The 25,138-nt window shown below is 57.6% G+C and carries 23 protein-coding genes; 16 read left to right on the plus strand and 7 right to left on the minus strand.

Going from position 1 to position 25,138, the window contains the following annotated elements; all coding sequences use genetic code 11:
* Window position 1: 1 nt before the first annotated feature.
* Together ligD and ACA066_RS10990 are read left to right on the plus strand one after the other, a co-directional pair.
* Window positions 2-2,587 carry a DNA ligase D gene (gene ligD / locus ACA066_RS10985; RefSeq protein WP_497699218.1) on the plus strand — a complete coding sequence of 862 codons (2,586 nt, stop codon included), beginning with the start codon at window positions 2-4 and terminating at the stop codon, window positions 2,585-2,587.
* A gap of 106 nt (window positions 2,588-2,693) precedes the next feature.
* Window positions 2,694-3,755, plus strand: coding sequence for a hypothetical protein (locus ACA066_RS10990; RefSeq protein WP_497699219.1), 1,062 nt, complete (start codon window positions 2,694-2,696; stop codon window positions 3,753-3,755).
* 40 nt (window positions 3,756-3,795) lie between these two features.
* On the opposite strand, the gene ACA066_RS10995 is transcribed toward ACA066_RS10990, so the two are convergent.
* The 4 genes from ACA066_RS10995 to ACA066_RS11010 all read right to left on the minus strand — a co-directional run bounded on the left by ACA066_RS10995 (window position 3,796) and on the right by ACA066_RS11010 (window position 6,299).
* The gene (locus ACA066_RS10995) at window positions 3,796-4,077 is read right to left on the minus strand and encodes a DUF3303 domain-containing protein (RefSeq protein WP_497699220.1); all 282 of its coding nucleotides are present in this window, start codon (window positions 4,075-4,077) and stop codon (window positions 3,796-3,798) included.
* Between the two features lie 203 nt (window positions 4,078-4,280).
* Window positions 4,281-4,682, minus strand: coding sequence for a hypothetical protein (locus tag ACA066_RS11000; protein ID WP_497699221.1), 402 nt, complete (start codon window positions 4,680-4,682; stop codon window positions 4,281-4,283).
* A gap of 817 nt (window positions 4,683-5,499) precedes the next feature.
* Window positions 5,500-5,751 carry a glutaredoxin 3 gene (grxC, locus tag ACA066_RS11005; protein WP_497699222.1) on the minus strand — a complete coding sequence of 84 codons (252 nt, stop codon included), beginning with the start codon at window positions 5,749-5,751 and terminating at the stop codon, window positions 5,500-5,502.
* 29 nt (window positions 5,752-5,780) lie between these two features.
* Window positions 5,781-6,299, minus strand: coding sequence for a carboxymuconolactone decarboxylase family protein (locus tag ACA066_RS11010; protein WP_497699223.1), 519 nt, complete (start codon window positions 6,297-6,299; stop codon window positions 5,781-5,783).
* A 134-nt stretch (window positions 6,300-6,433) separates the two neighbouring features.
* Between ACA066_RS11010 and ACA066_RS11015 the strand changes: the two genes are divergently transcribed.
* The 6 genes from ACA066_RS11015 to ACA066_RS11040 all read left to right on the plus strand — a co-directional run bounded on the left by ACA066_RS11015 (window position 6,434) and on the right by ACA066_RS11040 (window position 12,491).
* Complete coding sequence (locus ACA066_RS11015) at window positions 6,434-7,261, plus strand: AraC family transcriptional regulator (RefSeq protein ID WP_497699224.1); 828 nt, start codon at window positions 6,434-6,436, stop codon at window positions 7,259-7,261.
* Between the two features lie 281 nt (window positions 7,262-7,542).
* Window positions 7,543-8,040: a hypothetical protein gene (locus tag ACA066_RS11020; protein WP_497699225.1), complete on the plus strand. Its 498-nt coding sequence runs from the start codon at window positions 7,543-7,545 to the stop codon at window positions 8,038-8,040.
* Window positions 8,041-8,404: 364 nt separating this feature from the next.
* Window positions 8,405-8,962 carry a polysaccharide biosynthesis/export family protein gene (locus ACA066_RS11025; RefSeq protein ID WP_497699226.1) on the plus strand — a complete coding sequence of 186 codons (558 nt, stop codon included), beginning with the start codon at window positions 8,405-8,407 and terminating at the stop codon, window positions 8,960-8,962.
* A gap of 26 nt (window positions 8,963-8,988) precedes the next feature.
* Complete coding sequence (locus tag ACA066_RS11030) at window positions 8,989-10,104, plus strand: hypothetical protein (RefSeq protein WP_497699850.1); 1,116 nt, start codon at window positions 8,989-8,991, stop codon at window positions 10,102-10,104.
* Between the two features lie 21 nt (window positions 10,105-10,125).
* Window positions 10,126-11,691 carry a GumC family protein gene (locus ACA066_RS11035; RefSeq protein WP_497699227.1) on the plus strand — a complete coding sequence of 522 codons (1,566 nt, stop codon included), beginning with the start codon at window positions 10,126-10,128 and terminating at the stop codon, window positions 11,689-11,691.
* A gap of 68 nt (window positions 11,692-11,759) precedes the next feature.
* Entirely contained in the window at window positions 11,760-12,491 is a 732-nt protein-coding gene (locus ACA066_RS11040) for a CpsD/CapB family tyrosine-protein kinase (protein WP_497699851.1), read from the plus strand.
* A gap of 43 nt (window positions 12,492-12,534) precedes the next feature.
* Here the strand turns inward: ACA066_RS11040 and galE are convergent, their stop codons facing one another.
* From galE to ACA066_RS11055, 3 genes are read right to left on the minus strand one after another with little or no spacing between them, the layout of a single operon-like run.
* A complete protein-coding gene (gene galE, locus ACA066_RS11045; protein ID WP_497699228.1) occupies window positions 12,535-13,512 on the minus strand; it encodes a UDP-glucose 4-epimerase GalE in 978 nt (325 codons plus the stop codon).
* A gap of 45 nt (window positions 13,513-13,557) precedes the next feature.
* Complete coding sequence (locus tag ACA066_RS11050; protein WP_497699229.1) at window positions 13,558-16,173, minus strand: glycosyl hydrolase family 5; 2,616 nt, start codon at window positions 16,171-16,173, stop codon at window positions 13,558-13,560.
* Window positions 16,174-16,178: 5 nt separating this feature from the next.
* Window positions 16,179-17,705 carry an O-antigen ligase family protein gene (locus tag ACA066_RS11055; protein ID WP_497699230.1) on the minus strand — a complete coding sequence of 509 codons (1,527 nt, stop codon included), beginning with the start codon at window positions 17,703-17,705 and terminating at the stop codon, window positions 16,179-16,181.
* A gap of 95 nt (window positions 17,706-17,800) precedes the next feature.
* Here ACA066_RS11055 and ACA066_RS11060 point away from each other — a divergent pair, with 95 nt between their 5' ends.
* The 8 genes from ACA066_RS11060 (at window position 17,801) to ACA066_RS11095 (ending at window position 25,133) form a co-directional block, all read left to right on the plus strand.
* The gene (locus ACA066_RS11060) at window positions 17,801-19,177 is read left to right on the plus strand and encodes an oligosaccharide flippase family protein (RefSeq protein ID WP_497699231.1); all 1,377 of its coding nucleotides are present in this window, start codon (window positions 17,801-17,803) and stop codon (window positions 19,175-19,177) included.
* Window positions 19,178-19,298: 121 nt separating this feature from the next.
* A complete protein-coding gene (locus ACA066_RS11065) occupies window positions 19,299-19,493 on the plus strand; it encodes a hypothetical protein (RefSeq protein ID WP_214382488.1) in 195 nt (64 codons plus the stop codon).
* Entirely contained in the window at window positions 19,490-20,953 is a 1,464-nt protein-coding gene (locus ACA066_RS11070; RefSeq protein ID WP_497699232.1) for a GMC oxidoreductase, read from the plus strand. Before ACA066_RS11065 ends, ACA066_RS11070 begins: the two co-directional genes overlap by 4 nt.
* Window positions 20,954-21,028: 75 nt before the next feature.
* Window positions 21,029-21,640 (plus strand): acyltransferase, encoded by a 612-nt coding sequence (locus tag ACA066_RS11075; RefSeq protein ID WP_497699233.1) that lies wholly within the window; start codon window positions 21,029-21,031, stop codon window positions 21,638-21,640.
* Entirely contained in the window at window positions 21,637-22,593 is a 957-nt protein-coding gene (locus ACA066_RS11080; RefSeq protein WP_497699234.1) for a glycosyltransferase family 2 protein, read from the plus strand. The genes ACA066_RS11075 and ACA066_RS11080 overlap by 4 nt, the downstream gene beginning before the upstream one ends.
* An 8-nt stretch (window positions 22,594-22,601) precedes the next feature.
* Window positions 22,602-23,153 (plus strand): serine O-acetyltransferase, encoded by a 552-nt coding sequence (locus tag ACA066_RS11085; protein ID WP_497699235.1) that lies wholly within the window; start codon window positions 22,602-22,604, stop codon window positions 23,151-23,153.
* 5 nt (window positions 23,154-23,158) lie between these two features.
* Window positions 23,159-24,136 carry a glycosyltransferase family 2 protein gene (locus tag ACA066_RS11090; RefSeq protein WP_497699236.1) on the plus strand — a complete coding sequence of 326 codons (978 nt, stop codon included), beginning with the start codon at window positions 23,159-23,161 and terminating at the stop codon, window positions 24,134-24,136.
* Window positions 24,137-24,143: 7 nt separating this feature from the next.
* On the plus strand, window positions 24,144-25,133 hold the full coding sequence (locus ACA066_RS11095; RefSeq protein ID WP_497699237.1) for a DUF535 family protein: 990 nt from the start codon (window positions 24,144-24,146) through the stop codon (window positions 25,131-25,133).
* Window positions 25,134-25,138: the final 5 nt, after the last annotated feature.

Consider the following 25,138-nt stretch of genomic DNA (forward strand, 5'->3'; position numbering starts at 1 on the left):
CATGAACAAGAATCTGGATGACTACAACCGCATGCGCGACTTCTCGGCGACCTCTGAACCGGCCGCCAAACATTCGGGCAAGAAAGCCGCGAAAGATCACGCCTTGCAGTTCTGCATCCAGAAACATGACGCCTCGCGCCTGCATTATGACTTTCGCCTGGAGCTCGATGGCGCGCTGAAGAGTTGGGCGGTGCCGAAAGGCCCGTCGCTGGACCCCAAGGTCAAGCGCCTGGCGGTGCATGTCGAAGACCACCCGATTGATTACGCCACGTTCGAGGGCAGCATTCCTGAAGGGCATTACGGTGCCGGTGACGTGATTGTCTGGGATCGTGGTGTGTGGATTCCGCAGGAAGACCCGGCCAAGGCCTACGCAAAAGGCAAGCTCAAATTCGAACTGCAGGGCGAGAAGCTTGGCGGTCTGTGGAACCTGGTGCGCACGCACATGCCGGGCAAGCAGGAGCAGTGGTTCCTGATCAAGCATCAGGACAGCGCGGCCAAACCCGAAAGCGATTACGACGTGGTCGCGGCCGAGCCGGACAGTGTGCTCAGTGACCGGACCATCGTTGCGAAAAAACCGAAAGCAGCGGACAAGCCCAAACCCATCAAAAAACCGGCACGCAAAGCCACGGCTAAACAACCGTCGGCGCAACTCACCGGCGCGCATAAAGCGAAATTGCCGGACCTGATCAAACCCGAACTGGCGACGCTGGTCGAAAAAGCCCCGGACGGCGAGTGGAGCTATGAGATCAAGTTCGACGGCTATCGGATCATGGCTCGCATCGACCATGGCGAGGTCAAACTCTTCACCCGCAACGGTCACGACTGGACCCACAAACTGCCTAAACAAGCCGAAGCTCTGGCGTCGCTGCAACTTGAATCCGCCTGGCTCGACGGTGAGATGGTGGTTGCCAACGAGCAGGGCGTGCCGGACTTTCAAGCGCTGCAAAACGCCTTCGACTCTGGGCGCAGCGGTAACATTCTTTACTACCTGTTCGACATGCCTTACCTCAATGGCGTGGACCTGCGCGAGGTGCCGGTCGAAGAGCGACGGGTCGCGTTGGCAACGGTGCTCAAACCGAATGAAGACCCGTTGCTGCGGTTCTCCGACGCGTTCGCCGAAGAACCGGAAGCCTTGCTCAACAGCGCCTGCCAGATGCAAATGGAAGGGCTGATCGGCAAACGCTTGGGCTCGCCTTACGTGTCGCGTCGCAGCAGCGACTGGATCAAGCTCAAGTGCAAACATCGACAAGAGTTTGTGGTGGTCGGCTATACCGATCCGAAAGGTTCGCGCAATGCGTTTGGCGCGTTGCTGCTGGGGCTGCATGACCGGGACAGCGGTGAGCTGCGTTACGCCGGCAAAGTCGGCACCGGTTTCAACGAGACAACGCTTAAAAGCATTTACGAACAACTGAAACCGTTGCAGACCAAGAAGCCGTCAGTGGTCAATCCACCGACCGGTTTTGACGCCAAAGGTGTGCACTGGCTCAAACCCGTTCTGCTGGCTGAAATTGCCTTTGCGGAAATGACCAAGGAAGGCTCGGTTCGCCATGCCGTATTCCACGGGCTGCGCGACGACAAACCGGCCGAAGACATCACCGAGGAGCGCCCGAAAGTGGTGAAGAAAAGCACGGCAGAAAAACCTGCCACCCGCCAAAGGAAAGCCTCGGAAATAGCCGCGCCGGCGCCGTCACAACTCGGTCTGGGCGAGGGCAAGGTGCGGATCACTCACCCGGACCGGGTCATCGACGCCAGCAGCGGCACCACCAAAGTGCAACTGGCGGAGTATTACGCCCGCGTCGCCGAAAGGATTCTGCCCGAATTGAAGGACCGACCCGTGGCGCTGGTTCGTGCGCCGGACGGTATTGCCGGTGAATTGTTTTTCCAGAAGAACGCCGAACGCCTGGCCATTCCGGGGATCACCACACTCGACAAGGAACTCACCGGCCAGCCGATCATGATCATCAACAGCGCCGAAGCACTGATCGGCGCCGTGCAGATGAGCACCGTGGAGTTGCACACCTGGAACGCCACGTCGGACAACCTCGACAAGCCCGACCGCTTCGTTCTCGACCTCGACCCGGACCCGGCATTGCCGTGGAAAAGCATGGTCGAGGCGACTCAACTGACGCTGTCGGTGCTGGATGAACTGGGACTCAAGGCCTTCCTCAAGACCAGCGGCGGCAAAGGCATTCACCTCGTGGTGCCGCTGACCCGCAAGCTCGGCTGGGATGAAGTGAAGGATTTCAGCCACGCCATCGTCAGCCACATGGCCAAGCTGTTGCCGGAGCGGTTTTCCGCGGTGTCGGGGCCGAAAAACCGGGTCGGGCGGATCTTCATCGATTACCTGCGCAACGGCCTCGGCGCCACCACCATATGTGCTTACGCCGCGCGCACCCGCGAAGGGCTTCCGGTGTCGGTGCCGATCTTTCGTGAGGAGGTCGCCGGGCTCAAGGGCGGCAATCAGTGGAACGTGCACAATGTGCATGAGCGCCTGGCCGAGGTGGGCGACGAGCCTTGGGCCGACCTGAAGAAAACAAAACAGGCGATCACCGCCGAGATGCGACGGCGGGTGGGGATGAAGAAGTAGCCTTTTCTGCCGGATCGATACGCTCTGATTTGTGCGATGGACAGGGTGGTGGCCCTTTAGTAGCATCGCGCGCTTTCCATAGCCTTCGCGCGTCAGGGACGATCCAATGCCGGTTTCCTCCAATCGCTCCACACGCGCCATTGCTGTCGCGACGCTTTTGTCCGCTCTGCTCAGCGGCTGCGCCGTCAAAGACACTTACACCGATGCCACCGAGCCCGACGCCGCCAAGGTGCGCTTCATCGCCAACACCAGCAATGCGAAGCTCTACTACTACGATCCGGAGCATTGTGAGGGGCGAGTCACCGGTGAACTCAACAACCTGTACTCGCGTGATACCGAGCGTCGGGTGGGCATGAGTGTCGCGCCACCGGCCGATGCCAGGGGCTATCTGGAGATCAAGGTCAAACCCGATCAGGATAATTACCTGCACCTCGGCACGAGTGGCAGCAACTGGGTGTGTGTCACCAGTTTGAGCCTGACACCCGAGCACAATGCCGAATACGAGGTGACGCTGAATCTGCGCGACGGCCGTTGCGGCGTGCTGTTGAATCAGCTGAAGCGAATCGATGGCCGCGACGTGCGGTTGCCGATGCCGGTCATGGACAAGGGCCTGCCTGCCTGTGTCGGTCGCGGCACGGCATTCCCGACGCTTCCGCCCGTGTTGCCCGACACGCCCCGTCGGGTGATGTTGATCGACCAGATCTTCGACAGTGCGACCATCGCGGACATGAAGCCGGACCCGGCCAAGGACAGCAGCGCGCGCTTCACGCCGGAAAAGCTCGATAAGCTGATTGCCGAACGCAAGGCGAAGCTGGGCATTACCCTGCCGGACGATTACTGGGCCCTGTACCGCCAGAACCTCATTGCCTTTGATGAAGAAGCGGCGGGAAACAAAGCGGAAACGTACAAGCGTTACAGCGACAAATACCGTCTGCGCCTGCAACGCCTGACGGATCATCAACTGGAACAATGGGCACACCCTGAGGACAAGGCGTCCAGGCCCACGCACTTTGTAGCGTCCGAGGAGCGCAAGACGATGACGAAGTTTTACGTCCAGACCAGCCAGAACCTGCTGCTCGAAACCATCAACCACCACCTCGACCGGATGGCGCAAATGGATCGGCAGTACGGGGTGTGCGCGCGTTATTCAGAGTGCTGGAAGCGCTGACAGGTGCCGGGCGGCGAGCAGCACTCGCCGCCCCGAACGACTATTGCTTGCCGAGAGCCGCCGCCAGCAGCGGCCCCGCCTGCTCATCGGTGAGTGCCGCATGAACCTCCATGTTCATCAGGTCATTCCATTGCAGCACCCACTTTTGAATCTGTACGACATCATCGGTTTCTGCGATGCCAAAACCGCTCGAGCCACCGACGGCGTGCCAGCGCCCCAGCATCTTGACGCCTGAGGGCGGTGCCCCTTTGGTCTCGAGGAAACGCTTGATCACGGTGTTACGGTTTTGCGGACTGATCGACCAACTGACCATGAATAACATTTGCCACCTCCTGCTACGGACTGGCACCTGTTGCTCTTCGCGCGCCTGGCTGGCGCCGGAACCACGGCCACGCCTGTTTCCCGTGTCTTCCTGACAGGGCTGAAGCGATTGCTCCCATGAGAAGGCATAGCATCGCGCGGCGGTTCGCGTATGACCGCTGATCCTCTTTTATTGAATCTGGAATTGATCGAGGAGCCTGACCGTCAGGCATCTCGCAACAGGTCGTTGGCATTGAGCAGTTCGTAGGCGATTTCCGGACGTTTCTCCAAGCCGCGGCGAATGGCGGTGGGAATCGCCTGGCGGGTTTTGCGGCACAGTCCCGGCAGTTCGGCGATGGTGATGGCGATACCGCGCATGGTGCGGACTTCGTTGAAACCGGGGACGATTTCTACCCGGATGCCCAGTTGCTCGTACATCCGTTGCTGCAGCCGTTCGAGGTCGCTCAGGCTCTGGAGATTTTCCAGGCGTTCGATCAGGCGCTTTTCCTCGGTGCGGGTCAGAAACAGGATGCGCAGGTCCGCGCCGGGTGTTTCCAGCAGCGGTTCACGCTCGCAGATGCAGGCACCGGGCGGGCAGGGTTGGCGGATCGGCAGCGAGGTTGTCATGGGCTCAATCATAGAGCGCGCTGTGCGGGTTTGCCCATAGGGATGACCGGTGTCTCGAGGGCGGCGTCAAAGGTGGGGCGTTTTGGCGTTTGGGTACATATCCGTTTCTGCGGTAACGGCCTTTGGCGGGTGGGATTGGGGGGCATATCCGTTTCTTCGGTAATGGCGGCTGGCGGTTTCGCCCTTACGGCGAGTCACTTGGAAAAGCCCCAAGTAACCAAGGGCTCTTGCCCCTTTCGTTCGGTGGCTCGCTAAGGCTCGCCATGCCCTCGTTCCGGTCCTGCTCCGTGGGCCCGCCGCCATCGGCCATCCATGGCCGGGGGCGGCTAACCCGGCATCCATGCCGGGTTGCCCACTGCGCAGAACCTCCACTCGGCCTCTCGAGGGGGCGAGTACCGCCACAGCAGCGCGAGGCGGCCTGCGGGCCGACCTGGCTCTTCGTGTGTATGCATTTCCCCTGTGGGAGCTAGCCTGCTAGCGATGGACGTTAACGATAACGCGTGCGGTCTGAATGAATGCTGTGTCTGGACGTCCATCGCTAGCAGGCTAGCTCCCACAGGGGATTTTTGGCGGGCATGACATGGGTGTTCACCGCCGATGATCTTGATGCACATCAGGTCGGCTATCAGGCCGCCTCGCTTTGGCTGTTGATCTGGCTTTTGATCTTGATCTGCCCCGTCGGAAGGCCGTACGTCAGGGGCGAAAGCACTTGGTTACTTGGCGCTTTTCCAAGTAACCCGCCGTAAGGGCGGAACCAATAGCCGCCGTTACCGCAACAACGGATATGCACACCATCAAAAAACCCGTCGCCTCACCCTCAGGCCAGCATCGACAACAAGCCTCCCTGACGATCAAGTTTGACCAGGTCGTCAAAACCGCCGACATGCGTGTCACCGATAAAAATCTGCGGCACGCTGCGTCGACCGCTTCGGCTGAGCATCTCCTGGAATCTCCCCGGTTCCGATTGCACGTTGAATTCCTGGGCTGCAATGCACCGGCTGGCCAGCAGTGTTTTGGCGTTGCGGCAATAAGGGCAGGTGTCGGTGGTATAGAGCGTCACGGTGTTCATAAGCGGTACTCCCGAATTGAAGGCCCTGTTCAAGCATCGATCGCCGGAAAATCGATCTCGGTCAGGGCAACGTTGTTGAGGTAATTGGTCAGGGTCTGCGACGCCACATGGCCGATCACTTCGACAATCTTGCTGTCGTCGATGCCGGCTGCCCGCGCCGCTTCGATCTGCTCGCTGCTCAAGTGGCCCCGGCTTTCGGTGATTTGTCGGGCGAGGGTGGCGAACGCATTGAGCTGGCCGTCGCGGGCGCTGAGGATGTCTTGCGCAGACAACCCGGCCTTGCCGGCAAACAGGGTGTGGGCCGCCAGGCAGTAGTCGCAACCATTCACCTGAGAGGTGGCGAGGAAGATCGCTTCTTTCTCGGTGGCACTCAGGGACGTTTTACCGAGGGTCGCCGACTGTTGCAGATAAGACGCAAGCACCGCAGGTGCATGGGCCAGCGTCTTGAAGACATTGGGCAGAAAGCCGATTTTTTTCTGCACACCTTCCAGCAGCGGGCGGGTGGTGTCGGTGGCGTGTTCAAGACTCAGGGTATTGATGCGGCTCATGAGGGATCTCCGTAGATGACTGCGCGGTGTGCGCTGGGTACGGAGTCCATGTTATTGATGGGTGCTGGTCTATTGGATGCAAATCGTCGAGGATATGCGACAGATCGTCCAGATTTGCCCTCGGGAGCCTGCCAATGGATCGCTTGTCTACGTTGCTCAGCCATTTCGGCGTCAGTGCCGGAACCTTCCACAGCGGCACGTTCTGTGGCACCACGGGTTTTGACGGTGAGCAGGCGTGTGGGCATCTTCATTTGCTTAAGAACGGTGACCTGACCCTTAAACTGGCCGATGAGCGCGACATCCAGATCAACAAGCCCACCTTGATTTTTTTCCCCCGGCCATTCCGTCATCGCTTGTTTGCCGCAGAAACGTCCGACACACAACTGGTGTGCGCCTCACTGACCTTCGATGGCGGTGCGGGCAATGCGCTGGCGGCCGCCTTGCCCGATTACCTGGTGCTGGGGCTCGACGAAATACCGAGCATGACCGGCACGCTGGACTGGCTGTTCCACGAAGCCTTCGGCGGCATTTGCGGTCGCGAAGCGATGATGGACCGCTTGTTCGAAGTGCTGGTGATCCAGTTGCTACGGCACCTGTTGACTCACCATCAGCAGAGTCCCGGCATGATGGCAGGCCTGGCCGACCCGCGCCTGGCGCGCTCATTGAGCCTGATGCATGACACCCCCGGTAAAGCCTGGACCGTGGCTGAGTTGTCAGCGGCGGCCAACATGTCCCGGGCCAGCTTCGCCGGGCACTTCCGTCAGGTAGTGGGGCAGACTCCGGTTGATTATCTGGTGAGCTGGCGCATCAGTCTGGCGCAGAAGCGTTTGCGTGAGGGTAAGTCCATCGCCCTGATTGCCGATGAGGTGGGCTATGAAAGTCCTTCGGCGCTGGCTCGGGCGTTTCGGCGCAAGACAGGCGTCAGTCCGCGAGAATGGATGCGCAACGGGACGCTGCGATAGTTTTTTGTCGCCGGCCTTTCGGCGGGGTACGGAACAGGTTTTTCAAACCTTCAAAAAGGGCCCAATGCCCACGCTTGAGCCGTTTCATATGAATAGAGAGGGTCGGATTGAATGGCATTTATTGGCGTTATTTTGACGCCATTCTCCGTAGAATTTTATTTTTATTTATTGTGGTGACGGACCATTGACGTAATGGCGATGTGCTTATAGGCTCCAAGCAACTGGGTAACGAATCCTTCATTCGATATCAGGAAAACCCTGTAGGCAGGGAGGCGGTCATCATGCGTTCATCACTGGTTCTCAAATCCGTTTTGTTCTGTGTGCTCTTTAATGGTGCGGCCATTGCCACCGCTCACGCGACCAATTTGGCCCATGAAATTAACCGCATAGCCGATTTTTGTGCAGCGTCTGGGCCAAAAGTGGGCACGACCGCCGAAGGGCAGGCTGGCGCCCCTTCTACTGTTGCAAGCGAACTTGGCGCGCCAGTTTCGCTCAGCGATACTTCTTCCGTTGATACTGCTAAAGATCAACTCAACAGCCTTATCAATTCTGTCGTCAAGGTGGGTGCTACCGTCAATAGTTCTTCCTGCGACGGATTAATGGCGCAACTAAACACTGACAAGTTCACAGCAGATTTAGATGCGCAGGCTAAAGTATTGAGTGGGGGAGTTGACGCGTTCACCAATCAACCCAATGCAGTTCCGCTGTCTGCTGCAGCCTGGTTGTTTTCGTCCGCATTGTTCGGTTTTGTCATGGTCGCCAACCGGCGGAAGGTGTAACTAGCGGTTTGATTTTGCTGTCGATTAAATGGCGCATTGATACTAGTGGTTGATATCTGTTTGATGTGTCAGTGGTTGGCGATGTATTGGCTGAATGACGGTCTCTATTGAACAGAGTGCTATTAATTTGGCGAGTAAGCATCGGGGGCAATATGTTTAACGACAAGTTACTGTTAAATAAAAAACTTCCTTCACTAGAGGTCGCCCTGCAGGTAATTGATACGTCGGGCCGACGAAAAATGGCCGCCGCCAGCCGCGAAAAAATGCTCGTTGAGAGGTTACCGAGCGACAAAAATTGCGAGCGTGATTTGCCTCGGTTTTTGTGTGAAACTCCTGGCAAGGCTATTTAGACGGAGGGATCCCGATGTTGCGTTTCTGGTTACCTGTGGTCTGCGCGCTGGCTGTCCTGCCCAGCATTTCCAGTGCCGTTGAAAGCGATGCTGCTTACCTGTTGAGTCCGGGTGACAAGCTCAATGTTTCTGTTTGGGGCGAAGACAAGCTCAAACAGGATGTGATCGTTCTTCCCAATGGAAGCATCACCTTCCCGCTGGCGGGGCGGGTCGACGTCGCGGGGCTCGATACCACCGCAGTCGAAGAGAAAATAGCCGCCAAGCTTGTAAAGTTCATACCCGATCCGCAGGTGAGCGTCGTTGTCACGGGCACCGAAGGCAATCTCGTGTACGTGCAGGGCAAAGTGTTGAAGCCCGGCATTGTCCATTTATCAGGTCAAACGTCAGTGCTGCAGGTTTTGAGCATGGCGGGTGGACTCGACAAATTCGCCGCCAAGAATGACATCAAGGTCGTGCGAATCAATGGGTCCAAACAACAAATCCTGCGTGTCGACTACGACGAGTTGATGTCCGGGGATGACATGTCCACCAATTTTCTACTTAAGGCCGGCGATACGCTGGTCGTGCCTTAGCCTTGCGCGATGCACTAGGGATTACTTTGCTTGCGTTGCGAACCACCGGGATTGCCACGGCAATCCTCATCCTGCCGTGCTCGGGTATGGCCTATGCGGCTACCTGGCAATCAGCAATCGCGGTGCCCTCGACTGTCGAGTACGACAGCAACCCACTGTTGCTGACGAGTGATGAGAAGGGGGTGACCCGTACCATCATCACCCCCGATTACACGCTGATCGGCACTTCCGGACGGGATGAGTTCCAGTTCGGTCTCGGGGTGAATGTCGTGCGTTCGTCCGATACGGACATCGTGTCGGACCGTGAAGACCCCAGATTAAGGTTCGGGTGGCAGCGCGAGACCGAAACCGGTGGTTATGGACTCACGGCCCGCTATCAAGAGAGCTCAACGCTTTCCACCGAGGTTCAGGAAACCGGCGTGGTGGCTTCCGACGGCACGCAAAAACTTTATACCGTGGGTGGCAACTGGCGTACTGCGCTCAGCGAGCGAACCACCCTGCTCAACGAAACTGACTACACTCATGTCACTTACGACATTCCTACCCTGATCGACTATGACGAGTTGGCAAGCCGCTTCAGCTTGACCTATGCATGGAGCGAGCGGGTCGAGCTGTTCACCCGTATTGGCGCGAGGCGTTATGAGCCGGCGGAGGGAACCGCGGCGACTTCCTCGAATAACTACACCCCCACGGTTGGCCTGAATTTCCAGGTCTCCGAGGCATTGAAGGGATCGTTGTACGCGGGCGTCAATCAAGTCTCCGGCACGGGTGACGGTCCCACCGGCGAAGGCGGGTTGACCTTGCAGTATACCGGCGAGCGCTTTGAAACCAGCTTCGACGCCAGCCGCAGCACCGTCGCCAGCGGGGACGGTGGGTTCGTCGAGACCGATAACCTGAAGGGCTCCGTGAGTTACCTCATCGATGAAACCCGACGCACCGGTCTTGATGCTTCCTGGCAAGACACCAAGGGGCAGACGCCGAATACCCTGGTCAATTACAGCGCCTGGGTCAGTCAGGAACTCTCGCCTTTTTGGAATGCCCGCCTATTCTTCACTTACAAAGAACGCAAGCAGGACAGCTTGCCGGATGCCAGCGCAAATGTCGTCGGGTTGACCTTGACTTATAGTTACCCCGGTCTCTGAAATTCAGCTTTGTGATGATCTATGACTACTGAATACGAAATGTCGGTCAACGACTACATTGCAATCATCAAGCACCACGCGGTGCTGTTGATCGTCAGTTGCGCGGCGATACTTGGCATCAGCATTGCGGTCGCGATGTCACTCCCGCCCACTTTTGAGTCCTCTGGCACGATTCTGATCGAGTCGCAGCAGATCTCGCCTGAGCTGGTCGCGGCAAACAACGGCACCTTTGCCGATGAGCGCATCGAAGTCATTCGCCAGCGTGTGATGACCCGAGAGAATCTGGCCGCGATCATCGACAAATACAATTTGTTCTCTACTCAAGGCCGGCACTTGAGCGTTTCCGAGAAAATCGATGAAATGCGCAATGCGATTGGCGTCACCCTGGTCAGCGCCGCGATCAAGGGGCGCGGGGAGGTGACGATTGCGTTTCGCCTTTCCTTTGAGCACCGCCAGCCAGAGATTGCCACCCAAGTGGCCAACGAGCTGGTGACGCTGTTCCTCAATGAAAACATCAGGCAGCGCACCGAGCGCGCCAATGAAAACACAGAGTTCGCAAAGCAGGAGGCAGACAAGCTCGAGGTTGCACTGAATGCCCAGGACAGTCGCGTGGCGAAATTCAAGGAGGAGCACAGCGATGCGCTGCCCGAGAATCGGGAATTGCTCACGAACATGTTGACGCGCGCCGAAAACGATCTCAAAGAGGTCGACCGTGACTACAAGGCTGCCCGTGAGGAATTGCGTTTCAACGAGTTGGAGCTTACCGCTGCCAAAACCGGCGTAGCGACCAAGCCTGGAGCGGTGGGTGCAGCCGCTGACAAACCGCAGAATCTGGGCAGCCTCAAGGCGGAGTACGTCCGTTTGCTGACGCTGTATACCGAAGCCCACCCCGATGTGCGTGCCGTGAAACGCAAGATAGCGGCACTTGAGGCGAACAAGGCGGTGGCGGGGAGCGCGGCAGTGCCCGTCAATATGGATGAAGCGAAGGCTCAGGCGCGGATCGCCGCCACCGAGGCACGTATCAAGTCACTGGCCGATCAGAAGCAGCAGACGGCCCAGAAAATATCCGACTACCAAGCGCGGATTATTGAAATACCTCAAGTCGAGCGCGGCCTGATCACGCTGATGCGCGACCATGACAACGCGAAAAAGAAATATGAGGAGATGCGCGCCAAAGAGATGAACGCGAGAATTTCCGAAAGCCTGGAACAGGAAAACAAGGCGGAGCGTTTTGTGCTCCTCGAGTCGCCGCTGATGCCTGAAAAACCGGTACGGCCGAACCGTAAGAAAGTGGTCGCCATGGGCTTCGTGCTGGCCCCGGTGGGCGCTGGCGCACTGGTGATGCTGCTCGAGATGATGAGTTCGCGCGTGCGCGGGGCTGAAGCCCTGGCCAGTGTGCTCGGCAGACGCGTACTGGTTTCCATTCCCTACATTCACACCATGGCCGAACTGGAGCGCCGCAAGAAGTGGCGAACGCGCCTGATCGTGTGTGGAATCGTGCTGTTCGCGATCCTTTTGGTGCTCGTGCACTTCCTCTACATGCCTCTGGATCAGCTGGCGTATAAAACGCTGGGCCGGTTTGCATAAGGAACATAGACATGGAAATTATCAAGCCCGATACCGAAAACACCGAGCCCAAGAACTCGTCAAAAGCCATGACACCCACCGCGCAATCTTCAGGTCTGAATGCGCTCAGTTATGTGCAAACCAAAGTTGTCCCTTTGCGACCGGATCACCTCGAGCGCAATCGCATTGTGGCGTACAACAAGAATTCGAATATGGGCGGGGCGTTCGATCTGCTGCGCACGCAAGTTCTGAAAGTCATGGAGGAAAATGGCTGGCGCACGCTCGCCATCACCTCGCCGACACCGGAGGCCGGCAAGACGGTACTGGCGATCAACCTGGCAATGAGCATCGCTCATCACACCACCAAGACGGCATTACTGGTGGATTTCGACTTGCGCCGTCCGACCGTGGGTGCCTGCCTGGGGCTGTCGATGGAGAAATCGCTCAATGAATACCTGGCCGATGAAGCGGATCTGCAAGAGGTTCTGGTTAACCCGACCTTGCCACGCTTTGTAGTCCTGCCGACCCGCAAGGCGATTCCTCTCTCCACCGAGGTGCTGTCATCGCCCAAGGTGAGCCACTTGATCAGTGATTTACGCGAACGCTACAACTCGCGAATCGTGATTTTCGATTTGCCGCCCATCTTGAGTTCGGACGATGTCATTACCGTCCTGCCTAAATTCGACTGCGTCCTGCTCGTGGTTGCCAACGGCATGAACAGCAGGAAAGAGATCGAGGAAAGCCTTCACCATCTGGGGACCTCCAATCTGATTGGCACCGTGCTGAACAAAGCCGAGCCGCAAAACCGCTCGTACTACTAGCGCGTTATGCTCAAGCGGTCGGCGCTATTGGCGAGCGCCGACTTCAGTGCCAGGGATGCTTCTTTTCCCAGCTCCAGGCGTGCGTCACGATCTGTTCCAGCGAGGCAAATTGCGGTTGCCAGCCAAGTAGCGTGTACGCCCGTTGAGGATCGGCCACCAGACGTGGTGGATCACCGGCACGGCGCGGCGCATCGCTGACAGTGATCGCCTGGCCAGTGACCCTGCGCGCAGTGTCTATCACTTCTTGTACCGAGAATCCCTGGCCATTGCCGAGGTTGAACGCCGTGCTTGCACCCCCGGCCAACAGGTAATCCACGGCCAGTGCGTGAGCGGCCGCCAGATCGGCCACGTGGACGTAGTCGCGAATGCACGTGCCGTCAGGCGTGTCGTAATCGCGGCCATAGACGGTGATGCTCGCGCGCCGGCCGGAGGCGGCTTGCAGGATCAATGGCAGCAGGTGGGTTTCCGGTTCATGGCGTTCACCCAGCTGTCCTTCAGGGTCTGCTCCGGCGGCGTTGAAGTAGCGCAGGCAAACCGACTTCAGCCCGTACGCGCGATCGAAATCTTCAAGCATCTGTTCCACCATCCACTTGCTGCGACCATAAGGATTGATCGCCGCCTTGGGATGTTCTTCGTCGATGGGCACATACACCGGGTTGCCATAAACGGCGGCAGTCGAGGAAAAGATGAAGCGCTTGACGTTCGCGCGAACCATGGCTTGTAGCAGGGTCAGTGTGGCGGCCAGGTTGTTCTGGTAATACTTGGCCGGCTCGGTGACGGATTCGCCAACCTGTATGAACGAGGCGAAGTGGAACACGGCATCGAAGTGGTGCGTGGCAAACAAGGTGTCCAGGGCTTGCGCGTCGGCGATGTCCAGTTCAACCAGTGTTCCGCCCGTCAAGGCGTCGCGATACCCCGTGGAAAAATTGTCGGCCACCACCAGCTCGTGACCTGCGCGCAGCAGATGCTTGACCATGTGCGAGCCGATATAACCTGCGCCGCCGACCACCAAAAAATTCATCCTGTCCTCCTGGAAACTGTTGCTGCGCAAACCCGGATTGTACCGTCAGTGTGCAGCGCTTTTTCTCAAAAACAACCAATTGAAGGCCTGCACGCCGTCGAACTTGATCGTGTAGCGCCCGTCAAGGTAGGTCGCGGGCAACTTCTTCATTTGCGCCAGAGTGCCTTGGGTGTACAGCGTCAAGCCTGGCGATCCCTGAATGCTGAGCGTGCCTTCGAGCGGCTCGACATAAAAAGGTGTTTTGTCATCGTCTTTGGGGATAGCGCGAGTGCCCAGAGAAATCAGCAGATCCTGCGATCGACCGACAGGCGCGGCATCCAGGCTTTGCACTACCACGCTGGCATTGGCGGTCTTCACTTGAACCTGGATGTTGCCCAGGCTGATCGACTCGCCACCGATCCAGCCTGTGACGGCCTGGGTGCGCGGCGTATTGATGGTGTAGATGCCTTGTTTCCAGTTGCGCTTCAGTTCACCCGTATCGGTCGTGGACTCACTGGCATTGGCGTCCAGCAACGACTGGTCAGGGTCATGAAACACCTGCGCATTGCTCGGAATAATACCCGGCTGCAACCAGGGCAGTTCCGGTGTCTGTGGCATGGCAATTTGCAGCTTGCCTTTCTCCATCGCCGTACGCAGCAAAGCCGAGTTGGCCGGTGAGACGGGTTTGTTGAACAGGGTGTCGGGCGTCGGTGCGAAGACGTAAGTGGTGTTGGCTTCGCTGACGTCGGCGCGGCGATAGAGCAGGGCGGCGGCGGGCAGGGTGGCCAACATTGCAGGGTCTTTGTAGGCGTGCCAATTGTCCGCCGTTACCCAGCCGCCGTCGAGCGGCTGCTGGCTGTAGGCATATTGCATCAGTGCGTCCCAGCCCTGGTGGCTGGCGGTGCCGGCAACATAGAGTGGCAACGAGTGGCGGTCGGGTGTCGGGAACGGTTCGTTGTTCCACTCGGTGACGGTCAGCGGTTTGCCGGTGACCTGGCCGGCGGCAATCCAGTCCACGATGCCTTCGCTGGTGAGCGGATTCTTCTCCAACTGCCCACCACCGCCGTAGCTGTGAACGTCGATGACGTCGCCGGCAGTCAGGGCCGGCAAGGAACTCAGGCCGTCGCCTCCCCAACTGCTGGTCGTGGCAATGGGCACCTTCACGCCTAATCCGCGCAGATGCTGAATCATATCTGTGTTGAAACTCTGTTCCAGATCGTTAAGGAACAGCTTGGCGGGGCCATGCTCCCACGAGCGCCAGGTGAGTCCTGCCGATAGCTTGTGCTGGCTGGCAAAGGCATCGGCCCGGTTCTTGTAGAGCTCCCAGTGCCTGGGGACTCCCTTGTCTCGCAACAGGGCGTTGCCAAAGTGTTGAGTGACGTCGTTTTCGTTGGTGATCAGGACGGCGGCGATTGCCGGATCGTCTTTATAGGCGAGGCCGGTAAAGGGATTTACATGGGTCATGTAGGCTTCGGTGAAGCGTTTCATTGCCTGCTGAATGGTGATGTTTACATACGCGTAGCCCTTGAGACTGGCGTTGTTCTGCTCGTTTTTTGGCAACTCTTCGAAGCCGAAAATGTTGTCTTTCGCCGTAAGGGCTCGCTCGACGTGCATGTCGAGCCATACATAAATGCCTTCGTCTTTCAGGCACTTGATCCACCAGTCGATTTTTTTCAGCGATTCTGCGCTGAGTTGCTGAGTGTCATGCGTCTGGTCGCGGTCGCCAAAAATGTTCGGGCTGACCCAAGGCGAGTCATGGTGGTGCAGTCGCACGAGATTGAAGCCCAGTGCCGACAGGCGTTTGGCTTGCTGCTTGATTGCATCGTCGGACGTTCGGAACAGTGCATAGGACGTGATGTTGGTGCCCCAGAAACGCGCCGGGGTGTTGTCCGCGAACAGCAGTTGCTCGCCGGATGCCTTGACGAAGCCGCGCTTGCCGGCAGGTTTTTCGTTTGCGTTGAGAAAGGACAGATCGACGGGAGAGGTTTTGATGTCGACCTTGTCATCTGGCCAGCTCTTCGGGTCCGTGAGGCCAAAGCGTTCTGTCGTGGTTGGGCCGAGCGTCACGTCACCGGATATGCTCAAGGTGGCTTTGACACTCTGGCGACCGGGCTTGATTGAATTCTTGTAGAAAAAGGCCCGCACCTCGGATTGACTACCAGGCTCAAAGTACACACTCGCCAATGCCGGTTCAAAACGCATCTCGATGCGTCGACCTTGCGCAGTGCCCCAAGACCAGCCGCGGTTACCGGGCAGCAAATCCGGCTTGCCCATCTCTCCGTCGAAAAGGGCAGGGTCGAAATTGAAGGTTATACCCCCACCCATCACCCCCGACTTCACGCTGTGTGCATCCAGGTCAAAATCCCAGGTCAGCTTCTGCTCGCCTTCCTTCTGAATCTGCGCCGTCAGGTCGAAGTCCAGCGCTTTGTTCTGGCCAGTCAGGGTGTATTTATAGGGGGAATTGACCTCGAACCGGCTGGCAGAAGATGTCCAGCCCCAGTTGCTCTCCCAGAACTCAAACTTTGAGGCAACGGCAGGATTGCCGCCGTGCACCAGCATGGGCAACCCGGTGCGGTCATCCACGCTGGCGACCCAGTCCGCCGCCCGGGTCGTGAATGGCCAGATCGCAATGCACAGGAAAATCGGGAGCAGCATCGAAGTGCGGCGAAGCAAAATGGTCATTGGCATTACCGGAGTTGGAGGTGGGCACTCGCAGTGACTGCGGTGGAACTGTGCTTGAGCTTGCGAGCCATCTGGGCATAGGCAACACCCAGCCCGGCCACCGACCAATACACCACGGGGATAAACGTGATGCTGCTGACCGTCACGATGGTCACCATAATCCCGACCAGTGTCGCCAGGAGTGCGCGTCCGAGCCGGCGCGTCTCATCGTCTTTATCGGGAAACGAACGCATCGCCTTGCGGATGCCCAGCAGAACAGTGACGAAAAAAGCCACGAACAGGGTCAACCCGATCAACCCGACCTGCAGCGCCACGTTGATGTAGGTGTTCACGATATCGATGATGCCCTGGCCCTGAATCATAGACTGCATTTCCGGCGTGCTGCGGAAGTCGAAAGCGCCGAACAAGGGATTGCGCTGGATAACGATCATTGCGTTATCGAACAAACGTTGCCGGTACGTGATGTTCTCTACTTCGAGCGTGCCGATGAACGGTAGCAGGTCCAGGATTTTTTGCCCGCCAGGCACGATGGCCAGCAATGGAAGGGCGAGCACGCCGGCGAGCGCCAGCAGCATCAAGCGTTTGGCCGCGCCGCGACCCGTGGCGATGAACGCTGTGATCATGACGACGGCCCCGATCCAGGGGCCACGCGACAGCGGCGCGAACAGTCCGCCAGCCAGCAGGAGAGCGCCAAGGCGTCGCTGGAACTTGCTGCGCACACCTTCCCGCAAAAACAGGTACAGGCCGAGGGCCACGCTGACGACAAACCCCAGCGCAATGGCCTGGCCAGTGGTGGCGCTGGCGCGCAACGAACCGCCACGGCTCAAGTAGCTGGACATTTCCCATTGCATGCCCAGGGCGTCCGTCAGCGCACTGTAGAGCAGCCAGCTCCGGGCAAATTCGAAAAGCCCGATAATGGACAACACCATGGCGGCGAGGACAAAGGCCAACAGGGCGTCCTTGAAGTCGCTGAGGTTTTTCAAAGCCCGGCTGGCAACGTAGTAAGGCAGAAAAACTTCGATGAACATGTAGACCGTTTGGCGCAACGTGTCGGTGAGCGTGGTTTCGCGCAGCAGCAGCAGGCTCGTCAGCGCAAGGCCGCCGGCCAACAGTTTGTCAGGCCAGGTGCGTCCGAAAGGCAGCGTGTCCGCTTGCCTGCGCAGCACGAAAAACGCCGGAAGCAAGACGCACAGGGACAGCAGGCGGATATGGTTGAGATCAAAGAAATAGTTGATCACGCCCAGGCCGGGAATCTGCGCCGACGTCGGCGGGACGAGAAACAGCAACATGAAGAACAGCGCCACGGGATTGCGCTCGCGTTTTCGTGCGACTGTCAGCACCACAGCGGCAACGCCTGCATACACCCAGAAGCTGTGCGCGAAAAAAACCAGCAGGGTCAACACGAACCACAGATTGCGGCGACGGGTGAAGTCGTTGTACGGGATCAGGTCCTTTGCTGGTTGGCGGGCAAGGGTAAAAACCGTGCCGGCAAGAACCAGAATGACGATTAGCGCGCGAATGTGCTCAGGCATGAATTCATGAACTTATTGAAAGGTGAGCGAAGCATAGTGGATTGCCTGATTGCGGCTATAGTAACGTTCGTGCCACAGAGTCCGGGATTGATGTTATGCCTTCAATTGATTTATCGCCATCGTTGAGCCTGCGCAAGCGAGCGATATTCGCCGGGGCATGGAATCTCGGGGCACTTGTCACCTCTCAAGCCATGCGCCTGGGCGGCAACCTGATCATGGCTCGCCTGCTGATGCCGGAGATGTTCGGCATCATGATCATCGCCACCACCGTTTCGGTGATCCTCCATTTGCTTTCCGATGTCGGTTTGCGCCAAAACATTATCCAGAGCCCGCGGGGTGACGACCCGGTATTTCTCAATACCGTGTGGACCGTGCAGATCGTGCGCGGTTTTGTCCTTTTTGCCTCAACACTTCTGATCGCGGGCTTCGCCTGGTTTGCGCAAGGCATCCATCTGTGGTCGCCCGAATCCACCTATGCGGCACCGGAGTTGCCGCTGGTGTTGGCCCTTACCGGTTTGTCCGCGGTCATCTATGGTTTTCAGTCGACAAAAGTCGACGTGGCCGTTCGTGCATTCCAGCAAAAGAAAGTCGTGCTCGCCGAGTTTGCGTCCCAGATTGCCGGCCTGCTGGTGATGCTGGTTATCGGTTACTTCACCCGGTCTATCTGGTCGCTGGTGGGGGCGGGTCTGATCTCCGCTCTGGTCAGTACGCTTCTGGGGCATTTCTGGTTTCAGGGCCCGCCTAATCGTCTGCTGTGGGATCGTACTGCGCTTCAGGAGCTGGTCGTCTTCGGCCGATGGATATTGTTGTCTTCGGCAGTGGGCGTACTGGCGATGAATGGCGATCGCATCTGGTTCGGCGGCAGCATGTCGGCCGCCGAACTGGGTGTCTACTCCATTGCCGTGCTGATTCTGGGGGCTATTACACTCGGTGTGCAGAGGCTGGTCGGCGCCGTCGCGTTGCCAGCCTTCGGCGAGGCGGCAAGAAGCAATGACATCGTGCGGCTCCGCGCTTTGTATTTCCGCTTCAGGCTGATTATCGACATCGCCTTGCTGTTTATCACCGGACTGTTGTGGGTCATCAGCCCACTGATCATCCACTGGTTATACGATGAGCGTTATGCCGAAGCCGGCAGCATGATGGCCATTCTTTCACTGTCTTTCTTCACATTGCGCTACGGCGTGGCGCATCAAGCCTGGCTTGCCTTGGGGCTCACGAAGTACCAGGCCATGGATAACATCATTCGCGCCGTCTCGTTATGGGTATTGCTGCCTCTGCTGCTGGCCTTGGGCGGCGTGAAGTATGCGATTTGGGGTGTTGCGCTGCATACGTTTCCTACACTTGTGCTAATTGTTTATGTGAACTGTCGTGTGGGGCTGTTCGATCTCAAACGCGAGCTTGTTGTGCTGCCAATGTTGCTGGTCGGGGTGTTGTGCGGGGAATTGGTGCTGGGCATTGCCGAATGGCTTTGATTTGAACGGGGTCACTTGCTGCTTTCACGCCTTGACGCAACGTCACCCTTCGGGGGAGTGATGGGGTTTGATGTGTAGCTGAAAATACAAACGCAATCTTAATGTCGTGGGGCTTTGAATCATGAGTGAACTTGATTTGAATACCTCTGTGATGGGGCGCAGAGACTTCCTCCAGGCGTTTGCCTTATTGAGCCTGGGGGGGATGACATTTGGATTGTCCTCGCTCCTTGCTCCGCCTTCTTCTGAAAAAAACGGGTTTGTCGTCGTCAACGGCTGGGTGTTGCCTGCCCAGTATTTTCGGCAAACGCGAACATGATCAAAGATTACCAATCGCAGAAAGAACTCCGCGACCGCTATGACTTCTGCATCATCGGGGCCGGGCCGGCGGGCATCACGCTGGCGTTGCGCCTGGCCGGGAGTGGTCGGCGCGTGCTGCTCATTGAGGGCGGGGGGCTCGAATATTCGCAGCCCTCGCAAACCCTCTACAACTGCACCTCGACAGGCATGAATGTCTACGCTGAAGAAACACGCCTGCGCTTTCTCGGCGGCACGTCCAATCACTGGGCGGGGCGTTGCCGCCCCTTCGAGAAGTCAGATTTTGACGTGGCCCCTCCCATCGAACTGCCCGGCTGGCCCATAGCGTTTTCCGAGATCGATCGTTATCTGCCAGCGGCCATGGCCATTGTGGATCTCCCGTCCGATTCGGGATTCAAGGCCATTAATGCCTCCATGGATGGCAACGACTTTGTAGCGGATCGTTTTCTGCTGAGCCCGCCGACGCGATTTGCACAGAAGTACGCCAGGGATCTCCAAGAGACCGAGAGGCTTGATGTCTTCATCAATTGCAACTGCGTCGATCTTGAGTTTGATGGCAAGACCGGCCGCATCGCCTCCGTCGTTGTGTCGGATTACGACAAGCACCGAGAGCGAGTGACGGCAAAACAGTTCATTCTGGCAACGGGCGCCATCGAGAATGCCAGGCAGTTGATGAACAGTGAATCGCTGGCATCCGCCGGTGTCGTCAGCAAGGACGGCTTCGTCGGCAGATGTTTCATGGAGCACCTGAACCTCGACCTGGGGACTTTCATCCTGGGAGAGGGGCAGAGTACCGAGCCTCGACAGTACTTCACGAGCGATGCGTTTGTAGCGCAGTTTCAGTCAGGCAAAGGAAATGTGTCTGCTTCGCTTCTGGCGGAAGTGCAGGCCTATGGGCGAACGGCGGCCATCAAGGTCTTTTTGGAGAACCTCGCCTGCGATGTCGGCTTGGCGCACAAGATCGATTTTATTACCCACTTCAATTGCCCTGGGGATGGGGTGATTACCACCCTTATCGAACAGTTTCCCAACCGCAACAGCCGCCTCACTTTGCTCGAGGAACGGGATGCATTGGGGATGCGCAAGGTCAACATCAATTGGGAGCTGGCCCCCGAAGACAGGCATACCATCAAGTCAATAGGGCTGGAGGTGGCGAAGTGTTTTGCCGAGACGGGGCTGGGCTTCGTCAAGCTGGATGAGTACGTCTATGACGTGGCTGTGCCACTGAAAGTGGCGCCCCACGCGCATCATATGGGGACTACACGAATGGCCTCGACGCCTGAATCCGGCGTGGTCGACGAGAACTGCAAAGTGTTCGGCACCGACAATCTTTACGTGGCGGGCAGCAGTGTTTTCGCTACAGCCGGTGCGAGCAATCCGACCATGCCTCTTATACAGCTTGCCCTGAGGCTGGCAGATCATCTTAATCATCAAGCGGGCCCGGCGGGCAGATATTCCTGATACTACAATCAAAAAAACCGGGGTGTATCTGGCTCTGGCACGGATGAGAATCGCAGGATTTGTGAGGCTGACAGGATGATAAAGCTGGCAAGGCGTGCTGTAAGTTATTACGTCAACAAAACGGGGCGGGGACGCTGGATCTTTAAACGGTTTTGTAATCCTGACGGGTTCGAGTGGGCTCGATATCTGGCGCGCTGGGGATCGCTGCATTCCGTCGGCAGCAATGTGTGGATCAATGTCGGGTGCAATATCGCTGACCCTTCGCTGGTGCGCCTCGGCAGCAACATCGCTTTATCGGATTGCACGCTGTTCTGTCACGATGGAGCCGTTTTCTTCTCCACTCTCTACAACGTAAAACTTGATTCTGTCGGACCAGTCGACATCCGTGACAACTGTTTTATCGGGCATGGTGCGATCATCATGCCGTGCGTGACCATAGGTCCGGGTTCAATTGTCGCCGCAGGTGCTGTTGTCAGGAAAGATGTGCCGCCTGGTGTCGTGGTCGGGGGCAATCCAGCGAGGTTTTTTTGTACCGTTGAAGACCTGATGAAAACATTCGAGACGCGTTGCAACGACTATCCGTGGATGGACATGATCAGAGAACGCACCGGTTCCTATGATCCAAGTGTGGAATCGGAGCTTTCGGCCATGCGAGTGCAGTACTTTTTTGGCGAACCACCAAAATGACCCGTACTCCCCTTGATGTGCTGGTCGTCAACTACAACACGGCGAAGCTGTTACAGCCGATGTTTGATGCATTGCGCCAGTCAGACAGTGCGGATCTGACGCGCTATCTGGTCGTGGACAATGCCTCTGCCGATAATTCCCTGGAGCGCCTGGAAAATGTTTGCCCTGAGGCATTGTTGCTGGCCAATGAAAACAATGTGGGCTTTGGCCGTGCCAACAATCAGTTGGTTGAACACCTGCAGGGCAAGTACGCGTTGCTCATCAATACCGATGCCTTCGTTGCCGCCGATACCCTGAAAAAAACCCTCGACTACATGGAGGCTCATCCGGATTGCGGTGTCCTCGGCGTTCGGCTGGTTGGCCGGGAAGGCGATCTGCAACCCTCGTGTCGCTACTTTCCGACGCCGCTGAATGTGTTCCTCTCGCGTGCCGGGCTTGAACGGTTTTTCCCCGTGGTGAAGAGGGTGGATGACATGGAATGGGATCACGCCTCGGTCCGTGAGTGCGACTGGGTTCCTGGCTGCTATTACCTGATCCGCCGTGAAGTCATCGACCAGGTGGGTTTGTTCGATCCGCGCTACTTCCTTTATTACGAGGAGGTCGATCACTGCAAGCGCGTCAAGCAGGCCGGCTGGAAGGTGGTTTACTACCCGGACACCACGGTGGTGCATATCGGCGGAGAAAGTGCCAAGACGGTTGTCGAGCTCAATGCGGTCAGTCGACAGATACCCAAAATGCAGATCGAAAGCGAGCTGTTGTATTTCCGCAAGCACCACGGTCTGTCCGGTCTGGCCTTGCATATGTTTCTGGTGTGCCTGGGTGATCTGATTCTTGCGCTCAAGGCGTTATTGAAAGGTCGCGGCCGAGTCGCCATCGGCGCGTGCTGGCAGCATGCGCGTGCCACCTGGGCGCTGCTGCGTGAGACCAAATTCGCTAGCCAACCAACACGGTAGAGCCATTGATGTTCGAAAACATACGTGCGGACTTGCGTGCATACGCGGGTGATTGGGGGGCTCAGGGTTTCTGGGTGATGCTGGTTTATCGCTTCGGACGCTGGCGCTACGGCGTGCGTCCTGCGCTGTTGCGCAAGCTGCTCTCCTTAATCTACAAAGTGCTCTACAAACTGGTGCAGATCCTCACGGGCATCGAGCTGCCCTGTGAAGTCGTGGTCGGACGCAACTTTGTCATCGATCATTTCGGCGGGATCATTATCAGTGGGTATGCGCAGTTCGGCGATGATTGCCGGATCCGCAATGGCGTGGTCGTGGGCCTGAAGAATGTGAATGAGCCGATCGCCCCGGTGATCGGCAACAACGTTGATATCGGCACCGGGGCCAAGGTGCTGGGCAATATCCGCATTGGTAACAATGTTGTGATTGGTGCCAATGCCGTGGTGCTGACCGATGTCCCGGATGACTCGGTGGCAGTGGGTGTACCCGCAATTATCAAGAGAAGGCAGTCGGCAGAAGCAACAGCAAGCTCCCTGGACACTTCCGACTGCGACGTCAAGTGAACCCCATGGCGATCGGCATGGGTGTCGTTGTTATCGGTCGCAACGAGGGCCTGCGGCTTGAGCGTTGCCTGGCTTCGCTGGTGGGGGCGGCAGAGCAGGTGGTCTATGTCGACTCTGGATCAACGGACGATTCGGTGCAGATGGCCAAGGCGCTCGGGGTCGAGGTGGTCGAGCTGGATATGTCGATCCCGTTTACGGCGGCCCGGGCGCGCAATGAAGGATTTGCCCGCCTGCAACGTCTGCTGCCGGCGATGCGTTACGTACAGTTTGTCGACGGTGATTGCGAGGTTGTCGAAGGCTGGTTGTCCCGGGCACTGGCCTTTCTCGATACCCGGCCTGAAGTGGCGGTGGTCTGTGGACGGCGCCGCGAACGATTTCCGCAGCGCTCGATTTACAACTTGTTGTGTGACCTCGAATGGGACACGCCGATAGGCGAGGCCAAGGCCTGTGGTGGCGATGCGTTGATGCGGGCGGATGCCTTCGCCGCAGCGTCGGGGTTTCGAGCGGACCTGATCGCCGGGGAAGAGCCCGAATTGTGTGTACGCCTGCGGGCGAATGGATGGAAGGTCTGGCGTCTGGCTGAGGAAATGACCTTGCACGATGCGGCCATGACCCGCTTCGGCCAGTGGTGGCGGCGTACATTACGCGGTGGCCATGCCTTTGCCGAAGGTGCTTTTTTGCATGGGGCTGCACCGGAGAAACATTGGCTACGGGAGTCGCGTCGTGCCTGGTTCTGGGGCTTGGGTGTGCCGCTGGCGACGGTGATCGCAATATTGATGCTGGGCTGGTCAGGGCTGCTTCTGCTGCTGGTCTACCCATTGCAAGTCGTGCGCCTGGCTCGCCGGGGCGGTAGATCAAAGCGCGAAAACTGGCTGCTGGCTTTATTCCTCGTGTTGGGAAAATTTCCCGAAATGCTCGGACAAGCCAAGTTTCTTCTGAACAGATTCGGCACCGGCAAAACCGCGTTGATCGAATACAAGTGAGACGTCCATGAATAATTGGCTGCTATTGAAAAGCGTGTTTTCCTTGCACGCGGGCTATTCGTTAAGAGCCTTGAAAAACAAGCTTAAATTATTGGTTTTGATTGGACAGAACTGGTCGGGGCTCAATGTGTTTTTGGGGCGCATGTCGAACGCCCTGGGCAAGTCCGGTGTCGAGAAGTTGGGGAGCGATTGTGTCGGTGTCGTTCATTGGCCCTACATCAGTAAAAACTGGAACGCTCAGGACAGATTAGGCGTGCTGGCTTCGCATTACGAAGTCATCACAAAAAGCTGCCCGCAATTATTGCTGTTCGGGCGAAGCGAAAGTCTGGTGTTGAGTGACTTGTCGGAATTCTCCGCGGGTTGTTTCCTGGTGCTGGATCGTCCGACGTGGTTCATGCGGGAAGGGGAACTGGTACTGAATTTGTTTCAGGGTGATCTGCGCATCGCCTCCATCGCGTTCACCTTGTGCCGCACGGACACTGAGTTATGTATTTTTATCGGCGCCGTTCAAGGGATACACAAAGGCGTGGAGAGTGATCTGTCGTTGAGCATCTACAGGGACCTGACAAAAGATTTTGAAGGTCTGCGGCCAAGAAGCTTTCTGATCGAAGTGATCAAATACCTTGCCATCAACCTCGGCGTTGAAAAAATCTATGCGGTAGGGGATGGGTATCGCCACCATCGGCATCCGTATTTTGGTGCTGAAAAAGGTCAGGATCTGGCGGCAAATTACGACGTGATCTGGTTGGAGCACGGCGCGACGCCCTCGGAGCGCGAGGACTTTTTTGAGATTCCCATGGAACCGTCCAGAAAACCGCTCGACAGTATTGTTGCAAAAAAACGTGCCATGTACCGCCGACGCTATGAGCTTCTGGATGACACCTTCAGAAGGATAGACAGCGTGTTGTCAGCCAGTTACAGCAAGCGCTGTGACGTTCCTGATCGCTGTACGACTGTGGAATCACCTGCAGCAATAACCCTCCGCAACGACAACTAAGCCTG

Source organism: Pseudomonas sp. LBUM1651, assembly GCF_059716135.1.

Bases quoted from the DNA above. Each gene is read 5' to 3' on its own strand.
- ACA066_RS11025 (WP_497699226.1), top strand. From the start codon at position 8,405: ATGTTGCGTTTCTGGTTACCTGTGGTCTGCGCGCTGGCTGTCCTGCCC.
- ACA066_RS11090 (WP_497699236.1), top strand. From the start codon at position 23,159: ATGGCGATCGGCATGGGTGTCGTTGTTATCGGTCGCAACGAGGGCCTG.
- galE (WP_497699228.1), bottom strand. From the start codon at position 13,512: ATGAATTTTTTGGTGGTCGGCGGCGCAGGTTATATCGGCTCGCACATG.
- ACA066_RS11010 (WP_497699223.1), bottom strand. From the start codon at position 6,299: ATGAGCCGCATCAATACCCTGAGTCTTGAACACGCCACCGACACCACC.
- ACA066_RS11050 (WP_497699229.1), bottom strand. From the start codon at position 16,173: ATGACCATTTTGCTTCGCCGCACTTCGATGCTGCTCCCGATTTTCCTG.
- ACA066_RS11095 (WP_497699237.1), top strand. From the start codon at position 24,144: ATGAATAATTGGCTGCTATTGAAAAGCGTGTTTTCCTTGCACGCGGGC.
- ACA066_RS11060 (WP_497699231.1), top strand. From the start codon at position 17,801: ATGCCTTCAATTGATTTATCGCCATCGTTGAGCCTGCGCAAGCGAGCG.
- ACA066_RS11020 (WP_497699225.1), top strand. From the start codon at position 7,543: ATGCGTTCATCACTGGTTCTCAAATCCGTTTTGTTCTGTGTGCTCTTT.
- ACA066_RS11070 (WP_497699232.1), top strand. From the start codon at position 19,490: ATGATCAAAGATTACCAATCGCAGAAAGAACTCCGCGACCGCTATGAC.
- ACA066_RS11000 (WP_497699221.1), bottom strand. From the start codon at position 4,682: ATGACAACCTCGCTGCCGATCCGCCAACCCTGCCCGCCCGGTGCCTGC.
- ACA066_RS11040 (WP_497699851.1), top strand. From the start codon at position 11,760: ATGACACCCACCGCGCAATCTTCAGGTCTGAATGCGCTCAGTTATGTG.
- ACA066_RS11055 (WP_497699230.1), bottom strand. From the start codon at position 17,705: ATGCCTGAGCACATTCGCGCGCTAATCGTCATTCTGGTTCTTGCCGGC.
- ACA066_RS10995 (WP_497699220.1), bottom strand. From the start codon at position 4,077: ATGTTATTCATGGTCAGTTGGTCGATCAGTCCGCAAAACCGTAACACC.
- grxC (WP_497699222.1), bottom strand. From the start codon at position 5,751: ATGAACACCGTGACGCTCTATACCACCGACACCTGCCCTTATTGCCGC.
- ligD (WP_497699218.1), top strand. From the start codon at position 2: ATGAACAAGAATCTGGATGACTACAACCGCATGCGCGACTTCTCGGCG.
- ACA066_RS11080 (WP_497699234.1), top strand. From the start codon at position 21,637: ATGACCCGTACTCCCCTTGATGTGCTGGTCGTCAACTACAACACGGCG.
- ACA066_RS11015 (WP_497699224.1), top strand. From the start codon at position 6,434: ATGGATCGCTTGTCTACGTTGCTCAGCCATTTCGGCGTCAGTGCCGGA.
- ACA066_RS11035 (WP_497699227.1), top strand. From the start codon at position 10,126: ATGACTACTGAATACGAAATGTCGGTCAACGACTACATTGCAATCATC.
- ACA066_RS11065 (WP_214382488.1), top strand. From the start codon at position 19,299: ATGAGTGAACTTGATTTGAATACCTCTGTGATGGGGCGCAGAGACTTC.
- ACA066_RS11085 (WP_497699235.1), top strand. From the start codon at position 22,602: ATGTTCGAAAACATACGTGCGGACTTGCGTGCATACGCGGGTGATTGG.
- ACA066_RS10990 (WP_497699219.1), top strand. From the start codon at position 2,694: ATGCCGGTTTCCTCCAATCGCTCCACACGCGCCATTGCTGTCGCGACG.
- ACA066_RS11075 (WP_497699233.1), top strand. From the start codon at position 21,029: ATGATAAAGCTGGCAAGGCGTGCTGTAAGTTATTACGTCAACAAAACG.